This window comes from Bacillus sp. SM2101 (assembly GCF_018588585.1).
Lineage (GTDB): Bacteria > Bacillota > Bacilli > Bacillales > SM2101 > Nanhaiella > Nanhaiella sioensis.
Genome location: NZ_JAEUFG010000005.1, coordinates 118693 through 142869 on the forward strand (window position 1 = coordinate 118693; position 24177 = coordinate 142869).

Below are 24177 nucleotides of genomic sequence, written 5' to 3' on the forward strand. Positions count from 1 at the left end.
AAGTACGCATAGAAAGCTAGCAAAACGCTTTAGTAGAATTATGCTTATTAATCGACTTTTTGTAAACACTGTTGGATTGCAGCTCTTGAATTAATGTTACACGATTGCCCTAATGTTACAGGTGAAAAGATGGCACCAACTCTATTTGATACTATTTCTGACATACGTAAATGAACGATTCGTGTGAAAACAACCTTTTAAAATCAGAGATAAAACATGTAGTGATTGTTAAGAATGATCGTTACTAAACTGAAAACAGATTTGTTGGATGATTGCTATAGTTAAGAAACGGTACATAAGTTACTTGTGTACTCCATATGACAAAGTCTATTCTTTAATCAGCGATATATTCAATCTTTACTTTAATAAAAATCCATTCTTTAAAGGGTCATCTTCATCTACTAGAAATTGGTGTAGCCCTGTTATAAATGCAGAACCGGTTATTTGTATTGTAATTGCATCATTACCATCATATTTTGTAATAGAACTCATTTCTCCTACCAACTGACCACCTATTATACTTTCAAAAATAATTTTGTCTTGATATTGTATCTTGCCATAATGGTGCAATGCTGCCATTAAAGCACTAATACCGCTTACTGAAGGCGATCGATCAATATGACCTGTACTGTTCATTACTAATAACTGTACTTTTGAACTATATAACTGACTTTCGTCATATAATATCACTCCACTTATTTCTTTTACAGCTCCATGACTATGGCTAAGTAAATCTATATCGATTTGATTGTTAATCTCTTTGACGATTTTGCGAAATGCTACTAAATTTGTAACATCAAGCTCTATCCCTATGTCTTCAACCCTTACAATTGCATAGTATCCACCACCGTATGCAATATCAACATTCAACATACGATGTGGAACATTTAATTGTATGTTCATCATATCAAAATATGATGGACTGTACTGAAAGTTTACTGATTCTACTGTTGTTCGATCCCATTGTGCATAGGCTATGACCTTGCCAGCTACACTGTCGATAATTATATCTTTTGATATGCTATTCATGTCTATTAAACCTGTCTCGATAGCAGCGGTTACAACTTCAATAATCCCTTGACCATACATAGATGAATACCCTTCATTGCTGAAAAATATCATTCCAAAATGAGCATCTTCATGAACAGGTTCAGTAATCATACACCCCTTCATACCTGCATGTCCTCGTGGTTCTTTCATAAGAATATGACTTATAATTTCATAGTGATTTGCCAAGTAATCTTTTTTTTCTTCCATCGTTTTCCCCCTTATTGGAGGAACTCCACCAGTGATGATTCTTAGTGGTTCACCTGCCGCGTGCACATCAACAGTTGTAATCAATTTGTTAAATTCCATTACTCCACCTCTTGTTGATCATATTAATGGCTTATTCGTATTGCTTGTTGCGTTTTGTTCTAACATATAAGCATGTTATATTTAGCGTTAATGGCATTTTGTTACTTTTAATGATTGGTGTTTCTATTAAGCTTCGTCTTACAGTCTATTATTATAAAAAAATCGCAACAAATTATGCTAAAGTAGCATGCTAGATACCTATATTACTCATGTCCCTCCATTGGTGGAATGAGTAGAAATCCGTCCTTCAGCTTATCTTTTGGATTGTAAAAGAAATGGTGCATGCCCATTACCCAAGCAGAGCCAGATATTTCGGTGATTACTGCTTCAACATTTTCTACTGAAGTCGTTTGTATTACTCTTCCTTTAAACGTCGTTCCAACGATACTCTCATGAATAAATAGCTCATTTAATGCTATCTCATTTTTTGCATATAATGTCGCAAGTTTTGCAGACGTCCCTGTACCACATGGAGAACGGTCAATACCACCAGGTGGGACGACTACTGTATTTTTCACGTGTGCATTTTGGTTACTTGGGTACGTAAAAAATTCTACATGAGTTAAGCCATTAATAAATGGATGTTCAGGATGAGCAATTTCAGTGCTTTCATTTATTTTATCACGAAGCTTTACAGCTATTTCTACTATATTTGATGCATTTGCAGGGTTGAGTTCTAGCCCCAATTTTCTCGCGTCTGTTATTGCATAAAAATTCCCTCCGTATGCAATGTCACAGTGAACATCTCCATAGCCATCGAGGTTTACGTTAATGCTTTTCAATAAGAAAGAAGGGATATTACAAAAGGCTACCTCTATTGCTTTACCATTAGAGATTGTTATATTAACCTTGACCAGCCCTGCAGGTGTATCTAATGTAAGTGTTGTAATCGGCTCCTGGATATTAATCATCCCTGCTTCAACTAGTGCTGTGCAAACTCCAATTGTATCGTGACCACACATTGGTAAATAGCCGCCTGTTTCAATGTAAATCACGCCAATATCTGCTTCAGGGTGACAAGGCTCTGTGATTAAGGCACCTGACATCACATCATGTCCTCTCGGTTCGTACATTAAAAACTGCCGGATATAATCATAATTACTTTTCATATATAGCATTTTGTCAGACATCGTTTTGCCCTCTAACTTTGGGAGACCATTAATTACAGTTCTTGTTGGATTCCCTCCTGTATGTGTGTCAATTGTTGAAAACACCTGCCTTGCTTTCATTATTGTGTCACCCTCTCTTTAAAACGATCGTATCTTAGTGGTTTTAATGGAACCGCCGATTCTGACTTTTCTTGTATAAGATCATCAATTAATTTTCCAGTGATCGCTGCCAAGCTAATACCATCTCCTTCATGCCCGGCTGCTATAAAGAAGTTTGGTATCTCTTCAACTTGTGAAATGATCGGTAAATGATCCTCTGTATACGGACGTAATCCTGCATATGTTCGAATGAGTGAAAAGTCAGCTAGCTTAGGATAAAAACGAATCGCCCTCTTAGCCATACACTTTATCACTTCCATATCTACAGTCGTATTAAATCCGACAAATTGTCTGCTGCTCCCTATAAGAAAATTTTGACTAGCTGTTGGCTCAAAAACGAGGGCAACTCCATACTTCTCTGTTGTCTCATCAACCATTCTTTTCCCACCGAATTTAGAGATTAAATAGCCAAATTCCATTACTTTACGAAGACCAATTGGCTGTTGCCTTGCTGCAACGATAATATGTCCTTTTCTTGGTTTAATTGGAATAGTGATGCCCAACATTTCACCTATTCTAGGAGCCCATACCCCTGCAGCGTTCACGACATATGTTGATGTAAAAGTCCCGTTTGATGTTTCTACTATAAATTGATTATTCTTTGTTTTCTTCACTTGTTTTACTTCAGTATGAGTAACAACCTTAGCTCCATACTTCCTTGCCCCTTCAAATAATGAAAATGTCATTAAATATGGGTTGACTGTTGAATCTGTTTGACATTCCACTCCTCCGAGTAGGTCATCAGCAAAATACGGAGATTCTTGCTTTATATCAAATCGATCAAGCATACGAAACGGAAGTCCAGCTGCCTTCTGCTTTCTAACCCATTCTTCTGCTGCCACCATCTCCTGTTCATTTTCACAAACTAAAATACTTCCTGGTGCTCTATATTCAAAAGTGTGCTCTAATTCTTTACTTAATTGATCAACGAGTCTTTGACTCTCAAGGGACATTTGACTATCAAAGCCGGGGTCTTTATCAATTGCTAAGATGTTCCCATCACACCTTGATGAAGTTCCACTAGCTAGTTCCCCTTTTTCAATGACAGTTACATTGTATCCTGATTTGGAAACGTAATATGCAACTGCGCTTCCTATTACACCTCCACCAATAACTAAGACTTCACAATGTTTTGTCGTACACATGATAGACTCCTTCCTAACTACTATAGCTTTAGTTACATATTGCAAGAAGTATACCAATGTAGTAAAAATATAAAATCATACAAAAAATGAGTAAGCAAATAATGATATCTAATATAAAATCGTTATTTTATAATTTAAATATTGTAAATGTTCTAACAATGAAATAAAATGAGTGTATAATATTTTTTAATGTGTAAAAAAAGACATACATAAATTAGGGAGGGTACTAATGTCAATAACATATACGAATGCCATTGATTTTATTAATACTGAGTTTTTATTATATTCAAAAGAAGAATTTAATGAACAGCATGCTTCTAACGATTTAACTAACATAGACAATTATCCAATGCTCTTTGTCAAAGATCAGGATCATTACTTTTTTGCACCTTTAGACAAATCCACTACACAACTTGAAGAAGTCAGTTTAATTCCTTCAAATAGTTCTGTTACTCATTTAATTACTGAATTAACAAGCAGCAGTATCGTACTTGTACAAAATACGAAAGAAGTCATAGGTTATGTTAGTATTAAGCAGTTTATAGATAAGATGTATTATTCCTACCAATCATTAAACGCCTACTTCGAGGCTGTCATCAATACAATCGATGCCTCAGTAACAGTTATCGATCATCAAGGCATCGTGCATGTTTGGACTGAAGGAGCTGAAAAAATTTTTTCCTTAAGCAAAGATCAAATTTTAGGAAATCCTATCACCGATTTTTTTGACATTGATAAACTAGAAATTATGAAAACATTAAAGGAAGGCCGCTCTTTATACCGCCATCAACATAAACCTCGCTCAGACCTATTCGTCTTAATTAACTCAAATCCCATTCACCTAGAAAATGATATCGTTGGAGCAGTAGTAACCGAAATGGACATAACGAGTCAGGTTCGCCTAAATCAAGAATTATTTAATATGTCTACAAAAGTCCAACACCTTGAACAAGAAGTAGCAAAGTTAAATCGATTAAAAGATCCATTTGATACGATAAAGGGTAATAGCTCAGCTATAAAGAAAACCATTCAATTGTCAAAAAGAATATGCACCACAAATACAACTGTTTTAATTCTTGGTGAAAGTGGAGTCGGGAAAGAGTTATTCGCCAAGGCCATTCATGATACACGTGAATCTCATGATGCACCTTTTATTCCCATAAACTGTGGAGCCATTCCTTCATCATTGTTTGAAAGTGAATTATTTGGATATGCGAAAGGAGCATTTTCAGGAGCGGACCAAAAAGGTAAGAAAGGTAAAATTGAGCTTGCGATTGGTGGTACACTTTTTCTCGATGAAATCGGTGAAATGCCGCTAGACATGCAAGTTAAACTACTCAGGGTTCTTCAAGAAAGAAAATTCTACCCAATTGGAGGAACAAAACAGATTAATGCTGATATAAACATTATCGCTGCAACGAATCGTGACCTTGAGTCATTAGTAAAGCAAGGAGATTTTCGTCAAGATTTATTTTACAGACTAAATGTTGTAAGTATAAATGTTCCACCATTACGAAAAAGACAAGAGGATATTGTAGAGCTTACGCATTACTTTTTATATGAATTTTCCATTAGATACAACCGGCCAATTCATGGTATATCGCAGACTGTAATGGAACAATTACTACAATATGATTGGCCTGGAAATATTCGAGAGCTACGCAATGTGGTGGAAAGATTGGTTGTTTTTAGCACTGAAGGAAATATAAATTATGAAGATTTACCTTTTACAATTGACCCTATCAAAACAAGCGAATCGACATCATATGCTCTTTCATCAGCTGAAATCTTTTCACATGAGATCGGGACATTAAGTGACGAATTACATGCACATGAGAAAAAGGTTATCTTACATGCTTTAAAACTGCATAACGGAAATAAGCTTGCATGCGCCAAGCGATTAGGAATTACACGAGCAACACTATACAATAGAATGAAAAAACTAAATATACATTTATAAACCATCCTTCGGCATAAAACTTGCATCTGTTAGTAATAAGTTAATTCTAAACGTTTTTGAACCACAAAAAAGGAGTGACCTATTATGACCGAAGCACAAACGATCATCTGTCGATGCGAAGAAGTAACCTACGAGGAAGTGTTCAATGCTATTCAACAATATATGTGTTCCTCTCGAGAAATTAAACTAAGAACACGTGCTGGAATGGGCTGTTGTGGAGGTCGTACGTGTAGAGTACTGCTTGAATCGCTCATACAAGATTTTTCTGAATTTGAAACAGAGAGGCTACAGCCCTTAAAATATCAGCCACCTATTCGACCAGTATCTTTTGGGCTGTTAGGTGAAAATAAATGACCGAAAAAAACCGTATCGTGAATCACCCAATCCTTGGCATATTACAAGACAAAAAACGAATTACTTTTATGTTTGATGGACAGCTTGTCGAAGCTTATGAAGGAGATACGATTGCTGCCGCTCTATTAGCAAATAATATACGTACACTACGGTATCATGAAGAGACTGCAACACCGAGGGGCATATACTGTAACATCGGACATTGTTACGAATGCCGTTTATCGGTCAATGGCACGAATGGAGTTAGATCCTGCATAACTGTCGTTGAAGAAGGAATGAAATTAGAAACAAGTAAAACTCTACCGAGTCCTTTAAAGGAGGTGGAGTCTAAATGATTGATGTCGTTATTATTGGAGCAGGACCAGCTGGATTAAAGGCAGCCATAACATGTGCTACATATGACTTACACGTAAAGGTAATTGATGAGTTTGTGAAACCAGGTGGACGACTTCTCGGTCAACTTCATGAAGAACCAAATGGAACTTGGTGGAATGGTATAGAACAAGCGAACAATTTATTGGAGCAAGCCACAGCTAACGGCGTTACAATCGATTGTGGAGTATCTGTCCACCACCTTGAAAAAACTACAGATGGCTGGGTTATTCATACGAATAAAGAACAAATTATTTCACCAACCGTCTTATTAGCAACAGGTGCCGCTGAATATTCAACACCAATTCAAGGGTGGACACTTCCCGGAGTCATGTCAATTGGTGCCGCACAGGTGATGACAAATGTTCACAGGGTAAAAGTTGGTCAAAGAGGAATTGTCATTGGATTAAATGTTTTATCATTTGCAATAGCTCGTGAATTACAGCTTGCTGGTATTGAATTGGCTAGTATTGTTCCTCCAAAGTTCAGTCAAATCACGAAAGAAACTGGGCATCCACATAAAATTATGGATGCGTTACTTAAGTATTCTCACCTTGCTCCATCAGTATTTCTTAGATTCGGGAGTAAATTAATTAAAAATCAAACTTTGCAAAGAATAGCAGTTGACTTTTACCCTAAAAGTGGCATATCAGTTTGGGGCATACCTCTGCATCTACGTACTGCCGCTGTAGAAATATTTGGGGAGACTAAAGTTGAAGGTGTTAAGCTTGTTAATATTACTTCTAGTGGTGAACCTATAAAGGGGACAGAAAGGGAATTACTTGTCGATTTTGTTTGCATCTCTGGTGGACTATACCCATTAGCAGAATTAGCAGCTGTTGCTGGCTGTCCCTTCTACTATATTTCCGAATTGGGCGGCCATATTCCTTTACACAACGAAAGAATGGAAACACCATTGGAAGGACTCTACGTAGCAGGAAACATCACAGGTATTGAAAGCTCTAAGGTTGCAATTGCTCAAGGGAATACCGCTGGACTGTCAATTGTATCAAACTTAATGAAAAATAATGAGGCAATCGAAGAAAAGGTCAATGAATCAATTGTAAACATAGAACAAGTTAGACATAATTCAATCATCCAATTTCACCCTGGTATAAAGAAAGGAAGAAAACAGTTAAATAAATTATGGAATGACTACAAATGTCAATACCCTCAAAAATATAAACAAATGTACTAATGATCATCAAACTTGAACATTAGTGAAATCATATGGAGACTCTCCATAATAAAGAATCCCACCTTTAGCTGTGGGATTCTTATTTTCTCTCTAGTCTTCCTTTAAAACTGTGTTCACATTGATTGTTGTTTCTCTTAGTAAAAAAATAAACACGTAATCAAATAGCGTTCAAAGCATTTTTTATCTATATAATGATGACTAACATATAAAGCGACTTTTTATGGTACTAATTTGGTCAAAGTATACGAAAAGAGCTTAATGATAAGAACCTTTCCACCCATCCTATTATACCAATCATAATTCACAATAAACATTCCAATTAAGTGATGACCACATTACCCTTCTTACGTCCTTTATCAACATATTCATGAGCTTCAGTAATTTGTTCCAATGGATAGCATCTATCAATAACTGATACTAGCTTTTCCTCCTCAATAAGCTTTTTAAGAAAGACTAAATCTTCAGTATTGCCTGGAGCTATCCCGCTTACAACTTTTTTGTCACCTACTATTGAAGTACGTATCATTTGAAAAATTTGTGGATAATGAATAACAGCTAATACATAAAATCCATTTTGTTTTAAAGACCTTTTACAGTGTGAAAACTTGGTTTTGCCAACAGTGTCAAATATAATGTCATACTTATCACTTTGATGTGTGAAATCCTCAGTAGTGTAATCAATGACTTTATCTGCTCCTAAAGATCTCACCATTTCTACATTACCTGTACTACAAACTCCTGTTACTTCTGCCCCAAAGACTTTACCAAGCTGTACTGCAAATGTACCTACACTCCCTGAAGCTCCATAAATAAGGACTTTTTGTCCACTCTTTATATTGCCTTTACGTAGGAAATACAATGCAGATACTGCCCCAAAGGGAACTGCTGCCGCTTCTTCGTAGCTCATATTACTTGGCATAATTCCAATAGCTCCGTCTTCGGCTATGCTTATATATTCAACATAAGTGCCTTTCCCGCTAAATCCATACACTTGGTCACCGATATTAAACCGTGTTACTTTACTACCTATCGAGACAATTTCCCCAGCAAGATCCATACCTAGTATATTTTTTTTTGGCTTTGTAAAACCTATCGCTATTTTAGAAATTGGCCACATGGGTAATGACTTTCTACTTCCTTGTCGCATCCTTGCATCTCCCGATGATACAGTTCTTGCATGAACTTTGATCAGCACTTCATTATCCTCGATAGCTGGCTTATCAAGTTCTTTCAGACGAAGAACATCCGGTGACCCGTACCTTGTATATATCATTGCTTTCATAAATCTCCTCCTTAATCAATAATGTCCGTTAAGTATTAATTGAAGCTAATATATTATCTATATTACTAAAATATTCATAGTTCAGTAATATCTAAAACGGATAGCTCGTTCATAAAACGACATAAAGAATCGATTATTTTTTCATATTATTAAAATAAATATAAAAAAGCAGAGTAAGATACCCTGCCCTTGTTATTTGTCTTTTCCCTTGCACTATAAATTTAGTAAATCAATTTAAGCCGAACCCTTTGCAAAGATAGAAGGAACTGCAAAATATTCACCAAAGTTTAAAAAGAGTATTTAATTGCACAAGTTTTAATTGATGTATAGAAATCTAATGCAGCCTGCCCTTGTTCACGTGAATGAGAGCTTGATTGCTTCATACCACCAAATGGCGCTTGATATTCAACACCAGCAGTTTCTTGATTAACCCGAACCATGCCGGCATCACTTTCATCAAGAAATCGATGAGCTTTCGATAGATTATTCGTAAATACTGAAGCACTTAACCCGTATACTGTCTCATTACATAAATGCATCGCATCTTCAAAGTCTTGTGCTTTTAACACAACCGCAAGCGGACCAAAGACCTCTTCTTGAACAAGTGTATGTTTAGAGTCAACTCCTGTCGCTAGCATAGGGCTAATATAGAACCCTTCTGATTCTATTGAACTCATACCCTCTCCAATAATCTCTGCCTCGGTACGGGCTTGATTAATATATGCTGAAACACTATCAAACTGTTCTTTTGATGCTACTGGTCCTAAGTATGAACTGGCATTTAAGGCATTTCCAGTGACAAGTTCAGAAACAGCTCGCTCCATTTGCCCAACAAAGTTTTCGTAAACATTACTTTCTACAATTATTCTACTCGTTGCAGTACACTTTTGCCCTGCAGAACGATAAGCACCACTTAGTATGATAGGAACTGTTTTTTCTATATTGGCATCATTTAGAACAACTGCTGCGTTCTTGCCACCCATTTCTGTTTGATATTTAATATTTCGCTTTGCACATATACTAGCAACTTGTATCCCTGTATTCGATGATCCTGTGAAACTAACCGCATCTATGTCTACTTGTTCAAGTAGTGTCTTCCCAACGATACTCCCCTTACCGATTACTAAGTTTAATACTCCTTCAGGTAATTGGACTGTACTAAAAATCTCCATCATTTTTGTTGCTGTTAATGAAGCGATTTCTGCAGGTTTCCAAATTACTGTATTCCCACAAATGAGTGCTGGTGCTATTTTCCAAATAGGAATAGCTACAGGGAAATTCCATGGTGTAATTATTCCAACTACTCCTAAAGGAACACGCTTCGTATATTGAAGTACATCACTATCGGACGCAGGTATAACATTACCGTTTGAACGCACTCCTTCAGCTGCATAGTATTTTAATAGATTTACTGCACGCAACACTTCACCCTTCATCTCAGCAATTGGCTTCCCCATCTCTCGGCTAGATAAAGTTGCAAGCTCTTCAATGTTCTTTTGCAAGGCATCTGCCATTTGGGATAAATACGAGCCTCGCACAGCACTAGGTAGAGATGACCAAACCTTGAAGCCTTGCTTTGCCGCCGTCTCTGCTTGTAATACATGATTTTCATTAGAGCAATGCACAACTCCAACTTCTTCCGTTAAATTAGACGGATTATACACAACTTTTCTATTTTCTACTACCGAAACGACTTCCCCACCTATCCAGTTTTTTGTTTCCACAAATATCCCTCCTACTATTTTCATTTTGGTTATTTATTAAGGCTGTTTTCTCATTAATTGTTGTTTTTCGTATTAAGAAGTATACACCTACACAACTAGCGTTCGTGGCATCTTTTTCTCCTGTACAACGATGACTAACACTTTAAAACTACTTTTTATAATTCTAATTTGATAACGATAGCAACCCGGATCTTTATTAAAAAAGTCATTGATTAATAATTGTCTTAGTATACCTTTTAATAACAAATGGATTTTTTGTAATCATATTAACAAAAACTCATGCCATCTCTTCTTCGCTAAAGACTATAAAAAATCTATATGTCAGTTACTCAAATGTAGTAATAAATGTTTACAAAAAGATCTTATAATCGTTATTGCTTCACAGTAGAAGCTGCCCGTTGAAAGGCTTTTTTAACATCTTCATATTCTTCGCTACTTAAAGGTAAGCGTGGAGGTCTTGTTGTACCAACTGGCTGTCCAGCTAATTCCATCATGTATTTTATATATTGAACGAGCTGAGGGCTCGCATCATAATGAAATAAAGGGAGTAAACTTCTATATAACTCTATTGCCTCAGTCGCCCGACCTTCTCTACCTAGACGAAACAACTCTACACTTTGTTTAGGTAAAGCATTTGGAACCCCTGCAATCCAACCAGTTGCGCCAGCTAAAGGACCTTCCAACGCTAAGTCATCTACCCCGATTAATACTTCCAAGTCTGTTTTATCCAAAATGTCATGTACTCTTCGAATATCTCCACTGAACTCTTTTACAGCTTTAACGTTTTTCAGCTTTGAAAGAGTTTTTAATAATTCAGGAGTTAAATCAGTAGGGTAGTCGTGAGGGTTATTGTATGCAATAATCGGAATACCTACTTCATTTAACGCTTCATAATGAGCGATGACTTCGTTTTGTAGAGGTTTATAATTGATAGGTGGTAAAGCCATAATGCCTGCTCCACCTTTGTCTTTTGCGAACTGAGCCCATTTTACTGCTTGCTCTGTAGAAGGTGCTCCAGTACCAACTACTACAGGAACACGAAAATTTGCAGCAGCAATGACCGTTTCAATCACTTTTGCACGTTCTTCAACTGTTAACGTAGCATATTCTCCTAATGAACCAGAAGGAACTAAACCGTCTACCCCTTGAGAAATTAACCAATTACATAACTCATATAAGCGCTTATAATCAACTTCATAAGTTTCAGTAAATGGAGTAACAACTGCAACGTACACACCTTCAAAATTTGCCATATAACATTCCCCTTTCTAAGAAAACATAGCGGTATTTTTTTAAATTATACTTAGAGAAAGATTTGCAAATTTCATGCCAATTATTAAACATTTATATAATGTCTTTGTATTAGCAGAGGATTTTTTAAGCGTGTATAAAAAAGTATACACCGTTGATTTTTTTATACACTTCTACTTCATAAAAGTTAACACTCTAACGATAAGCCACTTTGTCATGCCATTATTACCAAATAAAAACTAGACTACCTTTTACTTTGATCTCATTCTTAGTAGCAAATTGCATATGATCTAGTTGATTTCTTAGTGTTAAAACTAGCAAAAGTCAAAGACTCTATGACTAAACTTTTTTATTGATATTTAACAATCACAATACCTATCCACTCATTCTTCATGCATTTAAGAATATCTGTCTCTCATTCTCCTATGCTACTTAAAAAAATTTGCATATTATCAAATAAACTAACATTCAGGCAACACTACAATAGAAGTCAAATTCAACAGATCAAAACTTAACTAGTTAATATCACCCAAATATACTGGTGCATTTTCTTTTCGAATATATTTACCAATATATGTTGTTAACTCTCTCGGATATATCCTGTATTGTTCTAAATTTTTTATATCCACCCATTCTATCCCTACTTGGTAACTATCAGGATTTGTAGGGACTTTATTTGAACTCACTTTATTTACTAGACTACAAATAAAATAATATTCGATTTGATGAACATTAAAATCATAAGCAGCATGCTCATGGTTTTTGCCAATATATTCTCGAATATGAAGTAGTTCTTCAATTCGTACTTCTTGACCCACTTCTTCAATGCATTCTCTAATTAAAGCGTTGCTAATCGTTTCACCATGCTCTTGACCACCTCCAGGAAATAGATAATATAACCCATCATCACCTTCATTTATAGTTAATAAGATCTTCTCCCCGTTAAAAATAATTGCTTTTGCAGAATTTCTAATATACATTTTCTAACAACCCCTCCATCAAGTATTGTTGTATTCATATGCATAAAAAAACCATAGAGATTCGCTCTACGGCAAAGAATGTATATGTCGTTTTTTACAATTTATTCTCCAATAAAGGTTTGCTACCATTTGTTACGAAATTTATAGTTGTTTGAATGATGTTTATCATTGTAAGACTTCTTTTATTTAGCTTATTGATCATAATATTATTATTTCATTTCTATGTAAATACCATTTTTGGAATTATAATCATAAAAAAGTAAAAAAGACCACAATTGTGGTCTTTGCTGATAAGCTACATATTTTTTCAATAGAGACAGCCATTATCCTTCATATAATCCGTTATTTTTTGAGGCATTCTCTCGTTTTGTTTTTTCTTTTTGTGCACGATTTGCATTAGCACTTCCAAATTCATGGCTAAATTCAGTATCAATCGTACTACTGTCAAATCCTTGTTTGTTTTTTTGTTCTGCATCATTTTTGTTCGTTCTTTTTGCCACTCCTAATACCTCCTTTATAATAGTTGATTTACCCACCTATTATTATCAAGTCATGGTATGGTTATTCGTTTAGGAATGAAATTATTTATACAGCTAAACTGTAGGCTTATGAAAATCAATTAACAACAAATTATAAAGCTTTAATATAACTTATACAATGCTTGTGTTCCACTTTCTCCTTCACCTTTTTTTGCTAATTCGTCATACATTGATTTAGCTAGGCTTAACCCTGGTGTTTGCATTCCCATTGCTTCCGCCTCATTTAGCGCAATTCCCATATCTTTAATAAAATGTTTCACATAAAACCCTGGCTCAAAATTATCATCTATGATTCTTGGTGCTAAATTACTTAATGACCAGCTTCCTGCAGCTCCCAACGCTATACTCTCTAACACTTTTGAAGGATTTAAGCCAGCTTTTTCTGCGTAAACAACAGCTTCACAAACACCGATCATATTTGTAGCAATCGCAATTTGGTTACACATCTTAGTATGCTGTCCTGCCCCTGCTTCCCCTTGCAAAATAATGTTCTTGCCCATTATTTCTAAAATAGGTTTACAAGTAGTAAACACTTGCTCATCACCACCTACCATAATCGTTAGCTGTGCCTTTTGTGCCCCAATATCACCACCAGACACTGGTGCATCTAAAGAGAATATATTTTTTTTCTTCCCTTCTTCATAAATTTTTTTAGCAAGAGTAGGAGTCGATGTCGTCATATCAATGACATATGTACCTGGTTTTACATGACTTAATATACCGTTCTCTCCAAGATAAACTTCCTCTACATCATGTGGATATCCTACCATTGTAAAGATCACATTTGCTTTTTGTGCAAGCTCTTCAACGCTATCTCTCCACATAGCCCCTTTTTCCAATAGGTCTTGCGCTTTTGCCTTCGTACGCGTATAAAGCGCTACCTTGTAACCCGCATCAACTAAATGACCTGCCATACTGTTACCCATTACACCCGTTCCGATAAAACCAATCTCTGTATTTTCTTTACTTAACATGCATAACATCCCCTTCACTATTTCCACATATTATTATGTTTATGTTCATTATCTTATCATTTAATTCAATCAGTTGACTGTCACTAAGTTAAAATTATAACGATCTTTTCGTAAACTTTGTTGCCATTGTTACCAAATTTGAACCGAAACATATCGTTTTATTTGTTGGTCATCGTTTTAGAAAAGTGAAGATGCCACAAACACTAGTTGTGTATATGTTTAAATCTAAGTACGAACAACAACAATTAAGGAGAAAAAAGCCAATCATAAATAGAAATTTCTTATAGTTTCTTTTCGAAAACGCCTATATCTTCCGAATGGGAGTCTCTCCCATCTGATAAGTAAAAGCCTGTACAGGTGGAGCGCTAAAGCTCTTGAACAAATCATCGTTTCAAAAAAACCCCACACTTTGTATGTGGGGTTCAATCATACTTAGACATTATGAGTCACTTGTTCTTCCTTCATCCACAAAGCTAACGCTTCTATATCTGTAGCAAACACTCTATCTTTCTTAATTGATGGAACAACGTTTCTCCCATTTTCGAATAGTTTGCGAGTTAGCGGAGCCATTTGTTCTTCTCCACGGTATTCTACCGCCTGCATACCACATATTAACTCAATAGCCAATACTCGACGTACATTGTTAATAATTTGATAAGCGTGTCTTGAGCCGATCGTTCCCATACTTACATGGTCTTCTTGATTTGCAGATGATGGTATCGAATCAACACTTGCCGGGTGTGCGAGTGTTTTATTTTCCGATACTAGGGACGCAGCACTGTATTGCATGATCATAGCTCCTGACTGAAGTCCTGGCTCTGGACTGAGAAAAGGAGGTAAGTCATTTAATTGAGGGTTTACTAACCTTTCAATACGGCGTTCAGAAATATTCGCAAGTTCTGCCATGGCAATGCCAAGGAAATCCATTGCAAAAGCAATCGGTTGGCCATGAAAGTTCCCGCCAGAAATAACTTTGTTACCATCATCAAAAATTAGTGGATTATCTGTTGCTGAATTAATTTCTATTTCAAGCTTTTCTTTTACATAAGATAATGTTTGCCATGTCGCTCCATGCACTTGAGGTATACAGCGTATTGAGTAAGCATCTTGTACTCGTATTTCACCTTGATGGGTCGTAAGCTTACTTTGATCTAAAATCTTTCTTATCCTTTCAGCTACATGAATTTGCTCTTGATACCCTCTAGCTTCGTGAATGTCGTTATCAAATGCATCGATTATTCCTCGCAAACCTTCAACTGTTAAGGATGCAATCCAGTCAGCTTGAATTGCTAATTTCTCTGCCTCAATGTATGCTACAACACCCATAGCTGTCATAGCTTGCGTTCCGTTAATTAATGCCAAACCTTCTTTTGCTTGTAGTACAATCGGTGAAATGCCGACTTCGGCTAACACTTCTTTTGCAGGATGTATTTTGCCTTGATAATACACATTCCCTTCACCAAGTAGTGGTAATACTAAATGTGATAGTGGAGCCAGATCTCCACTTGCACCTAGTGATCCTTGCTGAGGAATGACAGGATGAATTTGGTTGTTAACTAACTTTAATAATGTTTCAATTACTATTGGTCGAACACCAGATACTCCTTTCAATAGGGCATTCGCTCTCAACACAAGCATTGCTCGTGACACAACCTCTGGAAATGGCTCACCTACTCCACAAGCATGAGAAAGGATTAAATTCAATTGTAGCTCCTCTACATCTTTAGCATCTATTAAAACATCACTAAATTTACCAAAACCAGTTGTGATTCCATAGATTACTTTCTTTTCGGATACAATTCTTTCTACAGCTTCTCTGCTCTTTTTAACTTTTTCCATACTAGTTGAACAAGCTGTAACTTTTATATTGTCATTTAATATTTGTCTCATATCAGTAATTGACAGTGTCTGTCCAGTTAATGTAATCAGTCCGTCCACCATCTTTCTTTGTTTTTCTTCGACCTCATTTACGAACACACTCATTCTAATCCACTCCAAATCTCTTTAGTTAATTAAAGCGCAAATCACAAAAGGGGCTATATCTAGTTAACAAAATGTTATACCTAGATACAGCCCCCTAATGTCTATAAAACTATGGGCATATATGATTTTTTTATTCAACAATAAAGCATGAACCTTTGGTTATAGTGTGATTATATGTGATTAATTCCTAAACCAATTGCTTCATGTTCGTTCCCTTTTACTGGGGCACCAATGGTACCGTACAAAGCAACGGCAAGCCATTCTCCTTCAGCATCATTTTGATACGGTTTACCCCTAACGATTGAAAACCTAAGACCAACAGTACGTAGAACAGAGCCTAATTGAACTTGCCCCCTCGTAACTCCATGAAGCGCCTCAATAATTGCATGGTACAACGCATGTGATTCTCGGTATAATCCACCATCAATCATGCCATTTTTCCTTGCTGCAGTTTCAATTGCAGCTACGACTTTATTGGATTCCATTGAGCCTACTTTACCTACACATGTACTCCAAGTGGAGGGATACTGCTGTTGTGAAACGTCACTTTCATCTACACTTAGAACAAGCTGAATGGCAATCTTTCCAATACGATTTTCCAATTTAATCGACATACATATTCTCTCTTTCATTAATACATAACTAAAGTATCTACTATCTAATAACTATTTTATGTGTAAAACGAATTTGTTGTCAATTATTATTTAATAGTTTAGCCGTTCATTTCTTTTCTGAGTAGAGAATACATATCATCTTCTATGTTAGAAATTCCTTGGGTCATAATACGTATACTATCTTTTACACCAGCATTATAAAAATGTGGACCAAGTTCTTTCATGGCGAAATCTAACAAATTCCTCGCTGCTAATTCACCAATTTCCTCACTATGCTCATCATAGAAGTATCTTTGGATATTAGTTATTATGTCATCCTGAGACTCTTTTGATAATTTCATGTACACTCAATATACACTCCTAATAAGTATTCAAAAGATGGTTAACCCATTGTTAAGTGATTATAATGAAAGCATTTGTAAACGTCCAAGTTGGGTTATCGCATAGTTTGCTCGTTTTTGTTGTCATTATCAGTTTTCTTATAATATAAAATTCCTATAATTAATAAAAAGATTGGTAGTGTGATTAATGCTGTCATTTGAATTGAATGTGTTAGCAAATATATCGCTGTGAAAAGTAAAAGCAAAAATAATTTCAGTACATCCTGTAGGTTATTTTTAAATTTCACCTTTTTTCTGACAGACAAATAACCACTCTCCTTTTTTCAGACTGTTTTCTCACGATCAGTTGTTTAGCGCACAAACAAGCATGCTCTTATACACCAGGCGTTTGTGTCATCTTACCTTAGTGAATCTAATCTTGCTATTCTAATGTAATTGCAATAGCAACAAGATTTATAAAGGTTGTTTTAGCATTTTCGTTCTATCATATAATTACAGCGTTCGAGTCATTTTTTCTACAGTTACAACTATCCAGCTCTCATACTCATCGTCCATTATTAGTAAGACTGTTTTCGCAAGTGTTGTTTTTCACCATTACGTATAAGCACGTATAAACCTAGATTTCGTGGCATCCTTTCTTTTATAAGACGTTGACTTTTGTATGAATCGACATATCATCTAGTTTAGGAATTGTTACAACAAAGTATACAGAAAGAGCATTTTAGCATGTAACCAAATGTGCTTCTACCTATAATATGCGTATAATCATTATGGAGAAAATATCACTTTCCGTCAAGTCTTTTTCAGATTTTTCTGAAATTTTAATAAACCAACAAAAAGAAACTGATTTCTAATTCAACTTCAAATCAGTTTCTTAAATTTATTCCTCTAATATACAATTATTCTACATGAAATGTTTCTTTCACAAACTGAACAACTTCATCGGTCGTGCTCATTGAAAGTAATTTCTCTTTATAGCTTTCAGCTGTTGCTTTTGATAAACGTTTCAGCTGTGATCTTGCAGGTAATATTGATGTCGCACTCATACTAAATTCATCTAAGCCTAATGCGAGTAAAATTGGAATAGCGATAGGATCACCAGCCATTTCACCACACATACCAACCCACTTTCCTTCTTGATGAGCAGCTTCAATAACCATATTAACTAAGCGTAAAATTGCTGGATTATAAGGCTGATATAAATATGAAACCTGTTCGTTCATTCTGTCAGCCGCCATAGTGTATTGAATAAGATCATTCGTGCCTATGCTGAAAAAGTCTACTTCCTTCGCAAACTGATCAGCAAGAACTGCTGTAGAAGGGATTTCAACCATCATTCCTAATTCAATACTTTCAGATACACTGACACCATCAGCAACTAATTTTTCTTTTTCTTCTATTAATACTGCTTTCGCCTGCCTAAACTCTTCTAATGTCGCAATCATTGGGAACATGATTTTTAAATTACCGAAAGTGCTAGCTCGTAGCAGAGCACGCAACTGTGTACGGAAAATATCCTGTTCCTCTAAACAAAGCCTGATAGCACGGTAGCCCAGAAATGGATTCATTTCCTTCGGCAAATCTAGATAAGGAAGCTCTTTATCACCCCCGATATCTAGCGTACGGACGACGACAGGTTTTCCTTCCATATTTTCAAGTACTGCTTTATACGCTTCAAACTGTTCATCTTCTGAAGGAAAATTGTCACGACCCATATATAAAAATTCAGTACGATATAAGCCGACTGCTTCGCCACCATTTTTCTTAACGCCGACAATATCATTTGGCGTCCCAATATTTGCTGCTAACTCTACATGATGATGATCATCAGTAACAGTCTTTTCATTAACAAGCTTTGCCCACTCTGCTTTTTGCTCTTCAAATGAAGCTTTCTTTTGCTCAAATTGTGCAATAAGCTCTGGAGATGGATTAACAATAACTTGACCCTCAAGTCCATCAACAATAATTATATCACCATTTTTCACATCACTTGTAATCGTTTTTGTTCCGACAACCGCAGGAATTTCCATAGAACGAGCCATAATAGCTGAATGTGAAGTTCTACCACCTATATCAGTCGTAAATCCTTTCACATAATTTCTATTTAATTGCGCGGTATCGGATGGTGTTAAATCTTCTGCAATGATTACGACTTCTTCTGAAATCATACTAGGGTTAGCTAACGATACACCAGACAAGTGAGCTTGTACACGTTTTGTGACATCTCTAATATCTGCAGCACGTTCTTTCATATAATCATTGTCCATTTGTTGAAACATCGTTATAAACATGCCTGCTACTTCTTGTAGAGCATATTCTGCATTAACGTTTTCTGCTACAACTTTATCTTTCACGGGATTTAACAACTCTGGATCACTTAATACAAGTAAATGAGCAGCAAAAATAGCTGCCTTATCTTCCCCTAATTCGTCAAAGGCACGATCTTTAATTTGCTGTAACTCACCTTTTGCCGACTCTACTGCTGCGTCAAACCGAGCACATTCTTCATCTGTATTGACTATCGTACGCTTGTCAATGTTCAACTCTGGTTCTTCTAATCGAAATGCTTTTGCTATTGCAATTCCTGATGATGCGGCAATGCCTTTAATTTGTTTAATCATTACTGACCTAATCCTTCTTCCTTTATTGTTGCTTCTATTTTCGTTAATGCTTCGTTTTCATCTGAACCTTCAGCAGAAATAGTAATCGTTGCTCCTTTAGGAATTCCTAATGATAAGACACCCATAATAGATTTAAGATTTACTGTTTTGCCGTTATATTCTAAATTAATGTCTGATTGAAACCCCCCAGCCGCTTGAACTAATGCTGTCGCTGGACGAGCATGAATTCCTGTGTCACTTGTAATAGAAAATGTTTTGTTTGCCATTAATTATCTCTCCTTTTGAATGTCCCATTAATAAAGTAACTCAAGATAATTTAACTCAGGTCCTACATCTATAACTCGGCTTACATATATAGTATCACCAATCATTTAGAAGTAAGACCTGGTCCTCTTTATCAGCTTACTTTAGAAAATGGTAAATTATTTAGAAATCTTAACGATTCCTTTTTCTTGTTTACTTACTTTTCCTTGCTTATTTATTTTAACAGACTCTCCAGCATTTAGGTTAGTGAAAATGACTGGGGTCATTATTGAAGGTGCATGTTTATTAATATATTCAAGGTCGATTTTTAATAAAGGCTGCCCAGCTTTTACATTATCTCCTTGTGTAACAAGTGTTTCAAATCCTTCACCTTTTAAATTAACTGTATCAATTCCAACATGGATTAAGATTTCACGACCTGCTGTAGATTCAATACCAATTGCATGTTTCGTCGGGAAAAGGTTGACGATTTTTCCATCTACAGGAGCTACTAATTCACCATCTGTTGGTAAAATTGCAAAGCCATCTCCCATCATTTTTTGTGAAAACACTTGATCTGGAACTTCTTCTAATGGCTTAATTTCACCTGTTAGCGGTGAAACGAATACATCCTCTTTACCTTCTGATTGTAGCGCTTGAGGTTGTACGTCTTCCACTTGCTTTTTCACTTCTTTTTCAGGTGAAACTGGTTGTGCTGGTCTTGGTGCTTTTCCATCCATAATATCTTTCATTTGTGTTTTTAATTGATCAGACTTTGGTCCAAATATCGCTTGGATATTATTTCCTACTTCAAGTACACCAGCAGCACCAAGCTGTTTAAGACGGTTTTTATCAACATTTTGAATATCGTTAACAGATACGCGCAAGCGAGTAATACATGCATCTAAATGATCAATATTCTCTTTTCCACCCATTGCGTCTAAAATATTATGAGGTAACTCACCGGCTTCAACAGTTGCAGGTGCAGAATCTTCATCCTCATCTTCACGACCTGGTGTTTTTAAGTTCCATTTGCGAATTGCAAAGCGGAAACCGAAGTAGTAAATAACTGAGAACACTAAACCTACTACGATAACTAACCACCAGGCTGTACGGCCAGGAAGTACACCAAACAATAGGAAGTCAATGACACCACCGGAGAAGGTCATCCCAATTTTTACGTTTAATAGGTGCATTGTCATAAATGATAAACCTGCGAAAATGGTATGAATTCCGAATAATACTGGTGCTACGAATAAGAATGAAAACTCAATTGGTTCTGTAATCCCTGTGAGAAACGATGTTAACGCTGCTGAAGCCATAATACCTGCTACAACTGTTTTCTTCTCAGGACGAGCTTCATGATAGATTGCTAACGCCGCTGCTGGTAAACCAAACATCATGAATGGGAATTTTCCTGTCATGAATGTACCAGCTGTTAGCTCGGCACCGTCTTTAATCTGATTAAAGAAGATAGCTTGGTCACCACGGACGATCTCCCCTGCTGCATTAGTATACGAACCAAATTCAAACCAAAACGGCGAGTAGAAGATATGGTGTAAACCAAATGGAATTAGTGCCCTTTCAATAACTCCAAATATAAATGCTGCTAAAGTTCTATTTGCGTCAATCATCGACGTTGAGAACGTATTTAAGCCATGTTGAACAGGTGGCCATAAGAAAATCATTACAATTCCAAGAACTAAACCGGCGACCGCAGTTACGATAGGAACAAATCGCTTACCTGCAAAGAAGCCTAAATAAGATGGTAATTCAATATTGAAATACTTGTTATACAATGATGCTGCTATTATACCGACGATAATACCGCCGAACACCCCGGTTTGTAATGTCGGTATCCCAAGTACATTCGCGAAGGACGGATCTGTTCCAACGACTGCCGGATCCAATGTGCCTCTTGCTTGTAAAATAACACTCATCGTTTGGTTCATAATTAAATAACCAATAATTGCTGCAAGACCGGCAACACCTTCACCACCAGCCAAACCGATTGCTACACCAACTGCAAAAAGTAACGGGAGATTACCAAATACAATTCCCCCAGCGTTTTCCATTACTGAAGCAATAAGCGTAATCCATTCTGCCTTTAAAAATTCTGCACGATCTGTTAAAGCTGGATTTTGCAGTGCATTACCAAAAGCTAATAAAATACCAGCTGCTGGTAATATCGCTACTGGAAGCATTAATGACTTCCCGACCTTTTGTAAAACACCAAAGGCTTTTTTAAACATGTGAGTTTCCTCCTAATCATGGATGAAATATTCGAAAGCTGCTCATAATGTTATATTGTGCAAACGATTACTTTTTAAACAAATAAAAACAGGCATGAGTAAGAAAATGGTAAACAACAGAGAATACAGCTGTTGTTTATATCATTTCTTTACTCATGCCTGATCGAATCAGTAACACGTAAAGTATAATACCTATAATTCAGTTTTAGTTGAAAGCCTTTGCAAATGCAATGTCAAATACACTGCTTCTGCATGATAGACTGGTAATTGTAACGTTTGCTGCATAACTTTGATCAACTTCCAAGCAACATTATAACACAAGGGATATTCCTCTTTCAATACCTCAGCTAATTTTTTTGGTTCAACTACAAGTTCACCAGATTTGACTCGCTCTATCGCAAATTGCAAATGACGTACAAGCCGTAAATAATTCACATCAGAATAATTCACTTCTACTTCTAACGAATCTTCAATAATTTCAATTAACTTATGTATGAGCTGAGAGTTTTGATTAACTTCATGTAAATTGCGATTTGTAATTGCACTATGTATGTGTAGTGCAATAAAGCCAATCTCTCCTTCTGGAAGTGATACGTGTAAAGTTTCTTCTAGAAACTTTACAACAGCTGAAGCTGTTTCATATTCCTTCGGGTACAGCGCATGTGTTTCTAATAAAAATGGGTTATGTATTTCTAATCCTTCTTCAAGCCTCTTAATTGTAAATGCCAGATGGTCCGTTAAGCCTATATGAATATGCTCGTTTAATGGCTTATTTAATCGCTTATTAATCATATGAATAATATCATTCATAATAGCTATAAAGTCTTCATCGATATTTGGTATTAACTTCTTATACTGTTCTTGCTCCTTCTCACTTTTTAAAACGAACATTTTTTCAATTGTCGACTGTGGTATGTCATCGTTCTTCTTTTTGCCGAAGCCAATGCCTTTACCAATGACAATCACTTCTCCATATGATTCATGTTTAGCTATGAGCACATTATTATTTAACACTTTTACGACGGTAAAGTTCTGCAAGGTGCTCCCTCCTTTTACAACACACACTTGGCTACATAGTAACGAAAGAGGTAGCACTTCGTCAATGGAAATAGCTAGTTATTTACTCTCCATTCTTACTATCAAGTTCAACTGTCACGAAGTAGACACTTTCATATTGTTGAATGATCCTATTTATTTCCTTTCCAACACCTTCAAACACGTTATTACTTGTACTAATTAAACCTTCATTATGGTTTATATTGTATGCTACAATTTGCGGCTTGTTTACATAAAGTACTCTCTCATTTGATAATTGGGAGGACATTGCACGTCCAGAATTGTTGTTAGCCAATATTAAATTCGAATTAAACTTTCTAAATCCTGATTCAGTAACAACTGCTCCATCCCATCTTATATGCTTATCATCATTAAATTCTTCCTTTACTTTACTTATAAGGACGGTGTTTACATCTTCATCCAATCGAACATCCATTCCAGCAACTTCTTTTAATAGATCCCCATTCTCATAATAATCAATACTAATATTTATATTGATTATTAGTCGTTCTATCATTTACCTTAACATCAAATGCAAACAATTGATCTCCAGCTATTGATTTAAGTAAATTTTTTTCTCTTTGATCTGACTCCATCTTGGTCTTTCATGCAGCTAGACATTATGAATAGAGCCAACAAACAATACAATATTCTCCCCAATGAC

At 36.0% G+C, this 24177-nt stretch carries 22 protein-coding genes; 4 read left to right on the forward strand and 18 right to left on the reverse strand.

All coding sequences use genetic code 11. The annotated features are described in order from the left end of the window. Nucleotides 1-357: 357 nt before the first annotated feature. From JM172_RS06500 to JM172_RS06510, 3 genes are all read right to left on the reverse strand, one after another. Nucleotides 358-1356, reverse strand: coding sequence for a proline racemase family protein (locus tag JM172_RS06500; protein ID WP_214481290.1), 999 nt, complete (start codon nt 1354-1356; stop codon nt 358-360). Nucleotides 1357-1559: 203 nt separating this feature from the next. Further along, nucleotides 1560-2585, reverse strand: coding sequence for a proline racemase family protein (locus tag JM172_RS06505; protein WP_214481291.1), 1026 nt, complete (start codon nt 2583-2585; stop codon nt 1560-1562). Then, nucleotides 2585-3769, reverse strand: coding sequence for an NAD(P)/FAD-dependent oxidoreductase (locus JM172_RS06510; protein ID WP_214481292.1), 1185 nt, complete (start codon nt 3767-3769; stop codon nt 2585-2587). The genes JM172_RS06505 and JM172_RS06510 overlap by 1 nt, the downstream gene beginning before the upstream one ends. A gap of 229 nt (nt 3770-3998) precedes the next feature. On the opposite strand from JM172_RS06510, the gene JM172_RS06515 reads away from it, so the two are divergent. From JM172_RS06515 to JM172_RS06530, 4 genes are all read left to right on the forward strand, one after another. Continuing rightward, a complete protein-coding gene (locus JM172_RS06515; protein ID WP_214481293.1) occupies nt 3999-5729 on the forward strand; it encodes a sigma-54 interaction domain-containing protein in 1731 nt (576 codons plus the stop codon). An 81-nt stretch (nt 5730-5810) separates the two neighbouring features. Next, on the forward strand, nt 5811-6083 hold the full coding sequence (locus JM172_RS06520; RefSeq protein WP_413785427.1) for a (2Fe-2S)-binding protein: 273 nt from the start codon (nt 5811-5813) through the stop codon (nt 6081-6083). Then, complete coding sequence (locus tag JM172_RS06525) at nt 6080-6418, forward strand: (2Fe-2S)-binding protein (protein WP_214481295.1); 339 nt, start codon at nt 6080-6082, stop codon at nt 6416-6418. Before JM172_RS06520 ends, JM172_RS06525 begins: the two co-directional genes overlap by 4 nt. Beyond that, nucleotides 6415-7653: an NAD(P)/FAD-dependent oxidoreductase gene (locus JM172_RS06530; RefSeq protein WP_214481296.1), complete on the forward strand. Its 1239-nt coding sequence runs from the start codon at nt 6415-6417 to the stop codon at nt 7651-7653. The genes JM172_RS06525 and JM172_RS06530 overlap by 4 nt, the downstream gene beginning before the upstream one ends. Before the next feature lie 319 nt (nt 7654-7972). On the opposite strand, the gene JM172_RS06535 is transcribed toward JM172_RS06530, so the two are convergent. The 15 genes from JM172_RS06535 to JM172_RS06605 form a co-directional block, all read right to left on the reverse strand. After that, nucleotides 7973-8935 (reverse strand): NAD(P)-dependent alcohol dehydrogenase, encoded by a 963-nt coding sequence (locus JM172_RS06535; protein ID WP_214481297.1) that lies wholly within the window; start codon nt 8933-8935, stop codon nt 7973-7975. Nucleotides 8936-9222: 287 nt separating this feature from the next. Beyond that, nucleotides 9223-10659 carry an aldehyde dehydrogenase family protein gene (locus tag JM172_RS06540; protein WP_214481298.1) on the reverse strand — a complete coding sequence of 479 codons (1437 nt, stop codon included), beginning with the start codon at nt 10657-10659 and terminating at the stop codon, nt 9223-9225. Nucleotides 10660-11030: 371 nt separating this feature from the next. Next, nucleotides 11031-11912 carry a dihydrodipicolinate synthase family protein gene (locus JM172_RS06545; protein WP_214481299.1) on the reverse strand — a complete coding sequence of 294 codons (882 nt, stop codon included), beginning with the start codon at nt 11910-11912 and terminating at the stop codon, nt 11031-11033. A 513-nt stretch (nt 11913-12425) separates the two neighbouring features. After that, entirely contained in the window at nt 12426-12890 is a 465-nt protein-coding gene (locus JM172_RS06550) for an NUDIX domain-containing protein (RefSeq protein ID WP_214481300.1), read from the reverse strand. Between the two features lie 323 nt (nt 12891-13213). Continuing rightward, nucleotides 13214-13390: a hypothetical protein gene (locus JM172_RS06555; protein WP_214481301.1), complete on the reverse strand. Its 177-nt coding sequence runs from the start codon at nt 13388-13390 to the stop codon at nt 13214-13216. 140 nt (nt 13391-13530) lie between these two features. Further along, on the reverse strand, nt 13531-14403 hold the full coding sequence (locus JM172_RS06560) for an NAD(P)-dependent oxidoreductase (protein ID WP_214481302.1): 873 nt from the start codon (nt 14401-14403) through the stop codon (nt 13531-13533). Nucleotides 14404-14835: 432 nt separating this feature from the next. After that, a complete protein-coding gene (gene hutH / locus JM172_RS06565) occupies nt 14836-16332 on the reverse strand; it encodes a histidine ammonia-lyase (RefSeq protein ID WP_214481421.1) in 1497 nt (498 codons plus the stop codon). 224 nt (nt 16333-16556) lie between these two features. Beyond that, nucleotides 16557-17000, reverse strand: coding sequence for a histidine utilization transcription antiterminator HutP (gene hutP, locus JM172_RS06570; RefSeq protein ID WP_214481303.1), 444 nt, complete (start codon nt 16998-17000; stop codon nt 16557-16559). Nucleotides 17001-17098: 98 nt separating this feature from the next. After that, nucleotides 17099-17341, reverse strand: coding sequence for a DUF2164 domain-containing protein (locus tag JM172_RS06575; protein ID WP_214481422.1), 243 nt, complete (start codon nt 17339-17341; stop codon nt 17099-17101). 95 nt (nt 17342-17436) lie between these two features. Next, nucleotides 17437-17646 (reverse strand): hypothetical protein, encoded by a 210-nt coding sequence (locus JM172_RS06580; protein WP_214481304.1) that lies wholly within the window; start codon nt 17644-17646, stop codon nt 17437-17439. A 594-nt stretch (nt 17647-18240) separates the two neighbouring features. Beyond that, nucleotides 18241-19959: a phosphoenolpyruvate--protein phosphotransferase gene (ptsP, locus tag JM172_RS06585; RefSeq protein WP_214481423.1), complete on the reverse strand. Its 1719-nt coding sequence runs from the start codon at nt 19957-19959 to the stop codon at nt 18241-18243. 2 nt (nt 19960-19961) lie between these two features. After that, a complete protein-coding gene (locus JM172_RS06590; protein ID WP_214481305.1) occupies nt 19962-20228 on the reverse strand; it encodes a phosphocarrier protein HPr in 267 nt (88 codons plus the stop codon). Between the two features lie 156 nt (nt 20229-20384). After that, entirely contained in the window at nt 20385-22457 is a 2073-nt protein-coding gene (gene ptsG / locus JM172_RS06595) for a glucose-specific PTS transporter subunit IIBC (RefSeq protein WP_214481306.1), read from the reverse strand. A gap of 192 nt (nt 22458-22649) precedes the next feature. Beyond that, the gene (gene glcT, locus JM172_RS06600) at nt 22650-23495 is read right to left on the reverse strand and encodes a glucose PTS transporter transcription antiterminator GlcT (protein ID WP_214481307.1); all 846 of its coding nucleotides are present in this window, start codon (nt 23493-23495) and stop codon (nt 22650-22652) included. 82 nt (nt 23496-23577) lie between these two features. Next, complete coding sequence (locus JM172_RS06605; protein ID WP_214481308.1) at nt 23578-24030, reverse strand: hypothetical protein; 453 nt, start codon at nt 24028-24030, stop codon at nt 23578-23580. Nucleotides 24031-24177: the final 147 nt, after the last annotated feature.